The following is an 11861-nucleotide window of genomic DNA, read 5'->3' as shown; positions in this document are numbered from 1 at the left end:
TGACCTGCCAACGGACGAGGCTGCGGAGCGCTGTGAAGCAGAAGAGCACCACGGAGACGAACTACAAGACGATCCGTTCACGACTTACCGGTGTCGTCGTCGTCCCCAGCATCGTCTTGCTCATCATGTGGGCGCTGTTCTCCTCCTACACCGTGTTCGACGGCTTCTACCTGCGCGCCGTCGCCTCCGGTGTCAAGGACGCCTCGATCCCGGCCGTCGAGACGTTCGCCGCGCTCCAGAAGGAACGCGAGCTGAGCATGACGGCGCTGAGCCAGCCCGACCGCGGCACCAGCGACCTCGAAGTCCAGCAGGGCGAGACCGACCGCGCGGTGACCGAGATGCGCACGGCGTTCGACGAGCTGGCAACCCAGGCGCCGCAGGAGATCGTCGAACGGATCGACGCGCTCACCGTGCTGCTGGACCAGCTGCCGCAGCGCCGCGCCGCCCTCGAAGCGAGACGCGCCTCGAAGACCGAGATCTACACGTACTACAACAACCTCCTGGAGGCCGGGCACGCGCTGTTCAGCGTGCAGGCCCGGGTGGTGCCCGACCACGAGTCCTTGAAGGGCGCGATCACCGCCACCGAGTACTTCAAGGCCGCCGACTGGATGTCCCGCGCCACCTCGCTCGCCTCGGGCGCGCTCGCGGCGGGCCAGTTCTCGCCCGAGGAGCACATCGAGTTCGCCAGCCTCGTCGGCGCCTACCACTCCTCGTACGAGTCGATCGCCCCCTACGCCCAGCCGGAAGTGCGCCAGCACTACCAGTTCATGATCGAGGGCGACGACTGGAAGCGGCTGATCGAGTTCGAGGGCAAGCTGATCGGGAACGGCCAGAAGCCGTCGACCGCCGGGTCGCTCCAGGACTGGCAGAGCATCAGCGGCCCGATCTCGGCCGAGCTGACCGCGCTGGTCAACGAGCAGGCCGCCAGCGCCGTGAACCTCACCATGGACCGCGGTGAGAGCAAGTTCCGCACCGTGCTGATCGGCAGCCTGGTCGCGCTGCTCGCCGTGATCATCGGCATCATGATCGCGATCCGCACGTCGAACCGCCTGGTCAACCGCGCCCTGATCACGCGCCTCACGGCGTTGAAGAAGGACTCGCTGCAACTGGCCCACGAACGCCTGCCCGACATCGTCGAACGGCTCCGCGAGGGCAAGCACGTGGACGTCGAGGTCGAGGTGCCGCCGCTGGACTACGGCAGCGACGAGATCGGCCAGGTGGCCGACGCGTTCAACGCCGCCCAGTACACCGCCGTCGCGGCGGCCGTGAAGGAGAGCCAGGCCCGTGAAGGCGTGAACCGGGTCTTCCTCGACATCGCGCACCGCAACCAGGGCCTGGTGCACCGCCAGCTGAAGATCCTGGACAAGCTGGAGCGGGAGGAGGAGAACCCCGAGCAGCTCGACGCGCTGTTCCAGCTCGACCACCTCGCCACCCGCGCCCGCCGCAACGCGGAGAACCTGATCATCCTCGCCGGTGAGCAGCCGGGCAGGCAGTGGCGCAAGCCGGTGCGACTGCTGGACGTGCTGCGCGCCGGCGTCGCGGAGACCGAGCAGTACGTCCGGGTCAAGGTGAACCCGGTGCCGGACACCGCGCTGGTGGGCGCGGCCGTGGCCGACACCATCCACCTGATCGCCGAGCTGGTGGACAACGCCACCGCGTTCTCCTCACCGCGTTCCCAGGTGCAGGTGCACGCCAGCGAAGTGCCGCAGGGCATCGTGGTGGAGATCGAGGACCACGGTCTCGGCATCAACCCGGAGGACCGCGAGCAGCACAACGCGATGCTGGCCGACCCGCCGGAGTTCGACGCGATGCGCCTGCGCGGCGAGTCCCGGCTCGGCCTGTTCGTGGTGGCCCGGCTGGCCGCACGCCGCAGCATCCACGTCGAACTGCGCGAGTCGCCCTACGGCGGCACGTTGGCGCTGGTGCTCATCCCGTCCGCGATCGTCGCGGGCCCCACCACGGCGACCGAGGCGGCCGAGACCCGGCAGCTGCCGCGCCGCAGTTTCCACGACATCCCCGAGCAGGGCGACGACTCAGTGCGAGACGCCAGGTTTCCCGACAGTTCCCGAGACTTGGAAGGGTTCTGGGCCCAGGCCGAGGCCGCGGTCACCGAGGATCCCCTTCCAGAGGTCGAACGACTGAGCGGCGGGCTGGACCTGTCGCAGCGCAGCGGCGAGTTGGAACTGCCGCAGCGGAAGCGGGCCACGTCCGAGTGGCCCGCGGCGGATTCGGAGTCGACCAACGGCAGTGCCGACCGACCCGAACTGCCCAGGCGGCGCAGGCAGCAGAACCTGGCGCCGCAGTTGGTGCGCAACGATTTCCACCCTTCGCCCGAACCGCTCGTCGAGGTCGACCCGGAGCAGTCCGCCGACAAGGTCCGCAAGGGCCTGTCGGCGTTCCAACGGGGCACACGCGACGCCCGTCGGACACCCGACGACCTCGAACCCTGACCAGCAGCAGTGGCCGGACGACTGGAAACCGGAAAGGCAACCCGATGAACGACATGACCAGCCAGCACAACGAACTGAACTGGTTGTTGGAGGACTTGGTCTCCCGGGTGGTCGGAGCTCGGCACGCGGTGGTGCTCTCGGCGGACGGTCTGCTGCTGGGCCGCTCGCCGGGGCTGTCCAAGGACGACTCGGACCACCTGTCCGCGATGGCGTCGGCGTTCCAGAGCCTCGCCCGCGGCACGGGGCGGCACTTCGGGGGCGGCGCGGTGCGGCAGACCATCGTCGAGATGGAGCACGCCTACCTCTTCGTCACCGCGGCCGGGCACGGCGCGTGCCTGGCGGTCCTCGGCGAAGAGGACTCCGACATGGGCATGATCGCCTACGAGATGAACATGCTCGTCAAGCGCGTCGGCACCTACCTGTCCTCGGCGCCGCGCGGCACTGCCGCCGCGAGCCTGCCCGCCGCCCGAAGGTCGTCCTGATGGCCGGCAAGGACTGGTGGTACGACGAGGCCGCGGGCCCGCTGGTCCGCCCGTACGCGATGGTGCGCGGCCGCACGCGCCCGCTGCGGCCGGAGCTGCACCTGGTGACGCAGGTGCGCGCGATGCCGTCGCCGTCGGACCCGGACGCGCTGGCGGTCGAGCACATGGAGATCATGGAGCTGTGCCGGCGGCCGTTGTCGGTGGCCGAGGTCGCCGCGTACCTCGACGTGCCGCTGGTGGTCGTCAAGGTGTTGTTGAGCGACCTCATCCAACGCGGTGACGTGGTGATCAGAGACCCTTCCCGAGTCCCGCAGGTGCCGGACCGGAACTTGCTGCAGGCGGTGCTGGATGGTGTCCGTGGAATCTGAGCGGCCGGGTGGGGAACTGCTGGTCCCCACCCCAGTGAAGATCGTCATCGCCGGTGGTTTCGGCACCGGGAAGACGACGATGGTCAACTCCGTCAGCGAGATACCGCCGCTGCACACCGAGGAGCTGCTCACCGAGGCCGGTGTCGGGGTCGACGACGTGGTCGGCCTGGAGGCCAAGGAGACCACCACGGTGGCCCTGGACTTCGGCCGGATCACCATCAACCCGGAAGTGGTGCTGTACCTGTTCGGCACCCCCGGCCAGAACCGCTTCTGGTTCATGTGGGACGAGCTGGCGTACGGCGCGATCGGCGCGGTGATCCTGGTCGACACCCGGAGGTTGGACAGCAGCTTCCCGTCGATCGACTTCTTCGAGCGGCGCGGCATCCCGTTCATCATCGCGGTGAACTGCTTCGAGGGCGGGCACGCGTACGAGGCGGAGGAGGTGCGGCGGGCTCTCGACGTCGACGCCGGGATCCCGCTGGTGCTGTGCGACGCGCGGGATCGTGAGTCGGCGAAGACGGTGCTGGTGAGCCTGATCCAGCACACCATGGACCGGCTCGACGCGATGGCCTAGGGAACCGCCCCACGCGGTTCCCCGCTCTGGCCAGGGCTTGGGCGCAGTCGCCGCTTCGAGTGGCTGTCGCCGGGTCGCGGCTTGAGCATGGTCGCCGTTTCGCGTGGCTGTCGCCGGGTCGCGGCTTGAGCATGGTCACCGCTTCGCGCGGTTGCCGCCCTGGTACGCGCTTGGGCGCGGTCATCGCTTCGCGTGGCTGCCGCGCCGGCCACGGCCTGGCGCGGTCTTGCTTCGCAGGGGTCCCCCGCAGGGGACCCCTGTCTTGATTCTGCCGGCTGGGGCCGACAATTCGGGCACTGTGCGCGGTGCCTGTGGATAGCCCGCGGTGGGGGTATGGCTGCGGCGTCGGTACTGCGGCGCTTCGTGAAACCCCACTCGCCCGGCATGGCACGCAGCTCCGCGAAGATCGTGAGGCGCACCTCGCCAGCGGCTCGTGGTCCCGAGAAGAACCACGAGCCGACCGTCGGACTACACCACCGGCGCGAGCTTGCAGTTGAAGTGCCGCAACAGCTTCGGCGCGTGCGTCAACCGGTATCCCGGCACCCGCTCGGGCTCCTTCGCGATCTCCGCCAACGTCTCGCCGACGTACTCCAGGTGGCTCTGCGTGTAGACCCGCCGCGGGATGGCGAGGCGGACCAGTTCGTACGGCGCGGGCTTCAGCAGTTCACCCACGTCGTCCAGTTCGCCGAGGTACAGCGAACCCAGCTCGGCGCACCGGATGCCGCCCGCCAGGTACAGCTCGCTGGCCAGGGCGAACCCCGGGAACTGGCTCGGCGGCAGGTGCGTCAGCAGGCGTCCGGCGTTGAGGTACACCGCGTGCACCCCGGTCGGCCGCACGCTGTCGACGCCCGCCGCCGCCGCGAGCGAAGCCACGTACGAGGTCGCGTCGGCCCGAGCCCGCAGGTACTCCGGGTCGGTCACCTCCCGCAGCCCCTGCGCCAGCATCTCCAGGTCGCGGCCGGACAGACCGCCGTACGTGCGGAAGCCCTCGGTCGCGATCAGCAGCGACTCGCACTTGGCCGCCAGCTCCGGGTCACGAAGCCCGAGCAACCCTCCGATGTGGACGATGGCGTCCTTCTTCAGGCTCGCCACGCACCCGTCGGACAGCCGGAACGCCTCCTCCGCGACCTGCCGCGGCGTGTGGTTCTCGTAGCCCGGCTCCCGCTGCGTGACCAGCCACGCGTTCTCCGCGAAGCGGGCCGCGTCGAGGAAGAACGGCACACCGTGGCGGCGGGCGATCTCACCCGCGGCCTTGATGTTGCCCATCGACACCGGCTGCCCGCCGAAACCGTTGTTGGTGATCGTGATCAGCACGACGGCGACGTCCCGCCGGCTGGACAGGACCGCCTCCAACGCCTCCAGGTCGATGTCGCCCTTGAACGGCGCGTCGCTGTCGAGGTCGTCGGCGGCCCGGCACGGCAGGTCGACCGCCTCGCCGCCGACGATCTCGACGTTCGCACGGGTGGTGTCGAAGTGGGTGTTGCTGACGCTGATCTGACCGGGCTTGATCAGCGCGGTGAACAGGATCCGCTCGGCCGCGCGTCCCTGGTGGACGGGGAACGCGTACGGGTACCCGGTCAGTTCCGACACCACGTCGTGGAACCGGTGGTAGGAGCGCGCACCCGCGTAGGTCTCGTCACCCCGCATGCCCGCCGCCTGCTGCTCGGCGGACAGGGCGCCGGTGCCCGAGTCGCTGAGCAGGTCGATCGTCACGTCGGTGGCGGCGAGGTTGAACGGGTTGTACCCGGCGGCGGCCAGCGCGCGCTCGCGGTGCGCGCGTGTGGTGATCGGGATGGGCTCCACGACCTTGATGCGGTACGGCTCCATGATCGGCATGGTGACTCCTAGGCGGTGTTTCGGAAGTCTCGTTCGATGAGAGTCGTGATCGGGGTGGTTCCTGGCGGTGCGGGACGAGGGCTCCGATACCGGTGTTGTATCGGAGCCCTCGGCCCGTGCCGCCAGGGGCCGCATCCGGCGCGGCTATCGCGAACACGGGCTTTCGAAACACCGCCTAGACAGCCAGGCTGATCGAACGCGGCGTCGCCACGTCGTAGGCCTCGGACGAGAGGTAGACGGTGACTCCGGGGCGCGGCCTGCCCATGCGCAGCGACACGTGGGCGATCAGGCCGACGCCCTCGTCCAACGGCCGGCGTGCGACGGTGCGCAGCGCGTTGTCGAACCGGGTGGGATCGAGGTCGTACTTGGCCATCACCGCGAGCACCCGTCGCCGGGCCTCCTCGTCGTCGGTCACGTAGTCCCTGATCGGCACGTACAGCGAATAGCCGCTCGGCGCGTCGGCGTCGCCGTCCAGGAACGTGTAGCTGGAAATGAGCGGGCGCTTGTCGAACGTTCCGGTGCTGCCTCCCGTGAGCAGGCAGAAGTCCGGTACCCTGGCCACGTCCACCCCGCGCGCCGCCTTAGCCGCACGAGTGACGTCGGTTACTTCCGCGGCGTGGTGGGAGATGTACACCTTCACCCGCGCCTGCCGTTGTTCGACCAGGTCGAGTGCGAAGAAGGAATACCTGTCAAGCCCTGGCCGGGTCATCGCGCTGTCCCGCATGGTCCGGAAACCGGTGGCGAAACCGGTCCGGGCCAACGCCTCGCGCACGAGCCCTTCGGCGGCAGCCTCGCCGCGCACGTCCGGGTTCAAATAGACCTTCACCGTGGGTTCGGCGTCGGCGCGGAACACGAGTGAATACCAGAACGTGAAATCCGTTCCGGGATCGTCCGGCAGGAACAGGCTCCGAACGGCGTCGAAACGGCTGGTGTCCAGGTTGCCGCGCCGCTTGATCCGGTCGAGCGAGGCGAGCGCCGCCGCCATGTTCGCGGTGCGGGAAGGCCTGCTCGCGGTGGGTTCCACGATCATGCGGACGACCGGGGACTCGTCCGCCGCGAACGCCGTCGAGAACTCGACCGGGGTGTGGTCGTCGGCGACGCCGGAGGGCCAGGCAGGGCTGGTGGAAACCGGGCGCAGGCCACCCGGGCCGAGTGCGTCCGCGAGCAGTCCGACGGATTCAAGGGTATTGTCCGTGATGCCCGCGGAATGCAGAAGTGCACTCAGCTGTCGGCCCGTGAAATCGCGTATGGAGACTTCTTGAGGGTCCAAGGCGGGGTTCTCCTCGTGGGGGGCGAGTCGAAAAGTTACGCTAGGCGAAGCAATCTTGTCCACCGGTCGGCCGTAGCGTGACGTATGGCACTCTAAAGGCAGCCCACGGGTTCTGTCGATCAGTTGCCTTACGCTGGACGCCCGTAATCAAGACTACGCCGAATGGCCTATTGACTAGGCGTCCGTCAGTCTTTCGCACTAATGTCCGGACGATCTTCGATGACGCATCGTGGCATTTTGTGCCGGTGCCCCCGTGAGGTACGGTCGAACGTTTCGCGGCTAATGTTTTGTCCCGCCATTCAAGATGCTGCTGTTAATTGTTCGACATCTTGTCGGCGTGACTGCCGCACGCGTCGTGTGGTATTGCCCGGACATGCGAACGGGCCGCCGACCACTGTGGTCGACGGCCCGCGGGCGAGTGGTCAGGACGCGTAGTCGTAGAACCCGCGCCCGCTCTTCTTGCCCAGCAGCCCCGCGTCCACCATGCGCAGCAGCAGCGGCGGCGGGGAGTACAGCGGCTCCTTGAACTCCTCGTACATCGACTCGGCGATCGCCTTGGTGGTGTCCAGGCCGATCAGGTCGGCCAGGCGCAGCGGCCCCATCGGGTGCGCGCAGCCCAGCACCATGCCGGTGTCGATGTCCTCGGCGCTGGCGAACCCGGACTCCAGCATCCGGATCGCGGACAGCAGGTACGGGATCAGCAGGGCGTTGACCACGAACCCGGCCCGGTCCTGCGAGCGGATGACCTCCTTGTGCAGGACACCGGTCACGAAGGACTCGGCCCTGGCCTTGGTCTGGTCGCCGGTCAGCAGCGACGGCACCAGCTCCACCAGCTTCAACACCGGCACCGGGTTGAAGAAGTGCACTCCGATGACCTGCTCGGGCCGGCTGGTGGCCATGCCCAGCTTCATGATCGGGATCGAGGAGGTGTTGGACGCGAAGATCGCGTTCCGGTCCGCGACGACCTTGTCCAGCGTCGTGAACACCTCGGTCTTGACGTGCTCGATTTCCGCGACGGCTTCCACGACCAGGTTACGGTCGGCGAAGTCGGCGAGGTCTGTGGTGAACCGGAGGCGCTCCAGTGCGGCGTCCCGGTCCTCGGCGGACAGCTTGCCGCTGCGCACGCCCTTGCCTAGCGAAGAGGCGATCCGCCCTCGCGCGGCTTCGGTGGCGTCCGGGTTGACCTCGGCCACCAGCACGTCGAGCCCCGCGCGCGCGCAGACCTCGGCGATGCCGGAGCCCATCAGGCCCGAGCCCACCACTCCAACACGTTGAATGTCACTCACGCCCTGATCCTGCCAGGGAGCACTGCCGGCAGCACGTGCCCGGCCTCCCGCCGGTGCGATTCCCTTCGGGACGGTCACCCCCGTGACGGGGACGGTCACCCCGGGGCGCCGAAGTCCTGGGTCCAGTAAGGCTTGTTGTTCCTGTCCACGGCGTAGCCGACGCCGAGGTCGCGCAACTCGCAGTTCACGATGTTCGCCCGGTGGCTCGCGCTGTTCATCCACGCCCGGACGACCTCTTCCGCCGACGTCTGGCCGGCCGCGATGTTCTCCGCGACGATCCGGTACCGGTAGCCGGCGTCGGTGACGCGCTGCGCGGGCGTGCTGCCGTCCACGCCGGTATGGCTGAAGTTGCCGGTCCGCGCCATCTCGACGGTGTGCCTGCGCGCCGCCGCGTCCAGTTGCGCGCTCGACGCCAGCGCCGGGCACCCGGCCGCCGTCCGCTCGGTGTTCGTCAGCGCGAAGACCTGCTGCTCGTAGATGGGGGCGGCGGTGGCCGTGGTGACCGGGGCGGTCGTGACGAGCAGTGCCGCGACGGCCGCTCCGGCCGTGATCATCCTGGGTGTCATGGTTGCCTCCTGTTCGTCGGTGCCCCGTCCAGGGGTGCCCACTTCCGGGAGGACTTGCGTTCCACGATCGGTGGAACCGGGTGGCCGCGCGCCACCCGGCTCCACGCCGGTCAGTCCTTCAGCTCCTCCTCCGCCTGCGCGATCGCGGCGAACTCCTCCTCGGGCGCCGAGGCCACCAGGTGGTGGCGGCTGTAGAACCAGAAGTAGGCCAACGCCACCACGACGATGCCCGCCGTGATGCCGGCCGCCAGTTCGTCCACGAAGAACGTCGCCACCACCGCCGCCACGGCGAGCACCAGCGCCACACCGGTCGTGGCGATGCCGCCCGGCGTCCGGTACGGCCGCTCCAACCCGGGCTCGCGCACGCGCAGCACGATGTGCGACACCATCATGAGCACGTACGACAGCGCCGCGCCGAACACCGCGATGTTGATCAGCAACGCGCCGTCCCGCGTCACCGCTGCCAGCACGAACCCGATCGCACCCGGCACGACCAGCGCCAGGTACGGCGTCTTGCGCTTCCCGGTGCGCGACAGCCACCGCGGCAGGTAACCGGCGCGCGACAACGCGAACAACTGCCGCGAGTAGGCGTAGATCAGCGAGAAGAAGCTGGCCACCAACCCGGCCAGGCCGACGTAGTTCACCACCTGCGCGAGCAGGTTGTCCCCGCCGTACGCCGCGCGCACCGCCGCCGGCAGCGGGTTGTCCGACCCCTTCAACACCTCCGACCCGGCACCGCCAGGCGCGAACACCAGGATCGTGCCCGCGAACACCAGCAGGACCAGCATCGCGGCGATGATGCCGCGCGGCATGTCGCGCTTCGGGTCGCGCGCCTCCTCCGCCGCCAACGGCACGCCCTCGACACCGAGGAAGAACCAGATGCCGAACACCAACGCGCCCAGCGCGCCCGTCACCCCGAACGGCAGGAAACCGCCGCCCTCGGCCAGGTCGAACAGCTTCGCCGAGTCGAACTTCGGGATCATGCCGATCACGAACACGGCCAGCGCCACCACCGCGACACCGGTGATCACGAACATCAGCCGCAACGCCTCGCCCACGCCGTACAGGTGCACCCCGACGAAGATCAGGAAGCACACCAGGTACACCGGCCACGAGTTGGTCAGCCCGAACAGCCCCAGCGTCTCCACGTACCCGCCGATGAACACCGCGATGGCCGCCGGCGCCATGGCGTACTCGATGAGGATCGCGATACCGGTGGCGAACCCGCCCAACGGCCCGAGCGCACGTCGCGCGAAGCCGTAACCGCCGCCCGCGACCGGCAGCGCGGCGGCCAGTTCGGCCAGGCCGAACACCATGCACGTGTACATCGCGCCCATCAGGATCGTCGCGACGAGAAGCCCGCCCCAACCGCCCTGCGCGATGCCGAAGTTCCACCCGGCGAAGTCGCCGGAGATGACGTAGGAGACACCCAGTCCAGCCAACAGCACCCAGCCCGCGGCGCCCCGCTTCAGCTGCCGGTGCTCCAGGTAATCGCTGCCCACCTTCTCGTACTCGACGTGCTTGGCCATCTGCGCTCGCTCCCTAATGGGTCAGTCGCGCTCCTTTGGAGGGTGGTTGGAGGGTGGCGCGGACCACCTGATGGTGTCAAGATGAGCCGTCCAATGGCTCGCTGACATACCTTTGGAGGTACTGCGGATGCTCGCCGTGGAGGAGTTGCGCGTGCTCGTGGACGCCGGGGAGGTCGACACGGTGCTGGTCGCCGTCGTCGACATGCAGGGCCGCCTCCAGGGCAAGCGCTGCGCCGCGCGGTACTTCGTGGACGTCGTCCTGCCGCACTCCGCCGAGGGCTGCAACTACCTGCTGGCCGTGGACGTCGAGATGAACACGGTCGGCGGTTACGCCATGTCGTCGTGGGACAGCGGTTACGGCGACTTCGTGATGCGCCCCGACCTCTCCACCCTGCGCCGCGTGCCGTGGCACGAGGGCACCGCGCTGGTCATGTGCGACCTGGTCTGGGAGGACGGCGGGCCGGTGGTCGCCTCACCGCGCCAGATCCTCAAGCGCCAGCTCGACCGGCTCGCCGAACGCGGGCTGCGCGCGTTCGTGGGCACGGAGCTGGAGTTCATCGTCTTCGACAACACGTTCGAGGACGCCTGGGATCGCGGTTACCGGGGCCTCACCCCGGCTAATCAGTACAACGTGGACTACTCGCTGCTGGGCACCGCGCGCATCGAGCCGCTGCTGCGCGCCATCCGCAACAACATGGCGGGCGCGGGCATGGTGGTCGAGTCGGCCAAGGGCGAGTGCAACCCGGGCCAGCACGAGATCGCGTTCCGCTACACCGAGGCGCTGGCGACGTGCGACAACCACAGCATCTACAAGACCGGCGCCAAGGAGATCGCGGCGCAGCAGGGCAAGTCGCTGACGTTCATGGCGAAGTACAACGAGCGCGAGGGCAGCTCGTGCCACATCCACCTCAGCCTGCGTTCGGACGACGGCGAGCCGGTGTTCGCCGAGGGTCGCGGCATGTCGAAGCTGATGGAGCACTTCCTCGCCGGCCAGTTGGCCGCGCTGCGCGAGCTGACGTACTTCCTGGCCCCGAACATCAACTCCTACAAGCGGTTCGTGCCGGGCAGCTTCGCGCCGACGGCGGTGGCGTGGGGCAAGGACAACCGGACGTGCGCGCTGCGCGTGGTCGGGCACGGGCAGTCGCTGCGGTTCGAGAACCGGGTGCCGGGCGGTGACGTGAACCCGTACCTGGCCGTCGCCGCGCTGATCGCGGCCGGTCTGCACGGCGTGGACAACGAGCTGCCGCTGGAGGACGAGTTCATCGGCAACGCCTACGGCTCCGACAAGCCCACCGTGCCCGCCACCCTGCGTGACGCCGCGTCGTTGCTGGCGAAGAGCGAGCTGGCGCGGGAGTCGTTCGGGCAGGACGTGGTCGACCACTACCTCAACGCGGCCCGGGTGGAGCTGGCCGCGTTCGACTCGTCGGTGACGGATTGGGAGCGCATCCGTGGTTTCGAACGGCTCTAGCGGCTCTGGCGGCCCTGTCGTCTCTGTCGGGT

Annotated in this window: 10 protein-coding genes; 5 read left to right on the top strand and 5 right to left on the bottom strand. The window is 68.8% G+C overall.

Annotated features, from left to right (window positions below; genetic code table 11):
- The first annotated feature begins 32 nt into the window (after nucleotides 1–32).
- From F4560_RS19600 to F4560_RS19585, 4 genes are read left to right on the top strand one after another with little or no spacing between them, the layout of a single operon-like run.
- Complete coding sequence (locus F4560_RS19600; RefSeq protein WP_184921993.1) at nucleotides 33–2450, top strand: sensor histidine kinase; 2418 nt, start codon at nucleotides 33–35, stop codon at nucleotides 2448–2450.
- A 44-nt stretch (nucleotides 2451–2494) separates the two neighbouring features.
- On the top strand, nucleotides 2495–2932 hold the full coding sequence (locus F4560_RS19595; protein ID WP_033440408.1) for a roadblock/LC7 domain-containing protein: 438 nt from the start codon (nucleotides 2495–2497) through the stop codon (nucleotides 2930–2932).
- Nucleotides 2932–3300 (top strand): DUF742 domain-containing protein, encoded by a 369-nt coding sequence (locus F4560_RS19590; protein WP_033440409.1) that lies wholly within the window; start codon nucleotides 2932–2934, stop codon nucleotides 3298–3300. Before F4560_RS19595 ends, F4560_RS19590 begins: the two co-directional genes overlap by 1 nt.
- Nucleotides 3281–3874 (top strand): GTP-binding protein, encoded by a 594-nt coding sequence (locus tag F4560_RS19585; RefSeq protein ID WP_184921991.1) that lies wholly within the window; start codon nucleotides 3281–3283, stop codon nucleotides 3872–3874. The genes F4560_RS19590 and F4560_RS19585 overlap by 20 nt, the downstream gene beginning before the upstream one ends.
- 468 nt (nucleotides 3875–4342) lie before the next feature.
- Here F4560_RS19585 and F4560_RS19580 read toward each other — a convergent pair whose 3' ends face one another.
- The 5 genes from F4560_RS19580 to eat form a co-directional block, all read right to left on the bottom strand.
- Nucleotides 4343–5710, bottom strand: coding sequence for a tryptophanase (locus F4560_RS19580; protein ID WP_184921989.1), 1368 nt, complete (start codon nucleotides 5708–5710; stop codon nucleotides 4343–4345).
- A 175-nt stretch (nucleotides 5711–5885) separates the two neighbouring features.
- Entirely contained in the window at nucleotides 5886–7043 is a 1158-nt protein-coding gene (locus F4560_RS19575) for a tryptophan dimethylallyltransferase family protein (protein ID WP_312869372.1), read from the bottom strand.
- A gap of 359 nt (nucleotides 7044–7402) precedes the next feature.
- Entirely contained in the window at nucleotides 7403–8266 is an 864-nt protein-coding gene (locus F4560_RS19570) for a 3-hydroxybutyryl-CoA dehydrogenase (protein WP_184921987.1), read from the bottom strand.
- 95 nt (nucleotides 8267–8361) lie between these two features.
- Complete coding sequence (locus tag F4560_RS19565; protein ID WP_184921985.1) at nucleotides 8362–8832, bottom strand: CAP domain-containing protein; 471 nt, start codon at nucleotides 8830–8832, stop codon at nucleotides 8362–8364.
- Nucleotides 8833–8942: 110 nt separating this feature from the next.
- Nucleotides 8943–10361: an ethanolamine permease gene (gene eat / locus F4560_RS19560; protein WP_184921983.1), complete on the bottom strand. Its 1419-nt coding sequence runs from the start codon at nucleotides 10359–10361 to the stop codon at nucleotides 8943–8945.
- Nucleotides 10362–10488: 127 nt separating this feature from the next.
- Here eat and F4560_RS19555 point away from each other — a divergent pair, with 127 nt between their 5' ends.
- Nucleotides 10489–11829: a glutamine synthetase family protein gene (locus tag F4560_RS19555; protein ID WP_184921981.1), complete on the top strand. Its 1341-nt coding sequence runs from the start codon at nucleotides 10489–10491 to the stop codon at nucleotides 11827–11829.
- Nucleotides 11830–11861: the final 32 nt, after the last annotated feature.

It is taken from the genome of Saccharothrix ecbatanensis (assembly GCF_014205015.1).
In the GTDB taxonomy this organism is placed as follows: Bacteria; Actinomycetota; Actinomycetes; order Mycobacteriales; family Pseudonocardiaceae; genus Actinosynnema; species Actinosynnema ecbatanense.
The sequence above is the reverse complement of the archived record's forward strand: the minus strand, read 5'-3'. Positions and strand labels throughout refer to the sequence as shown.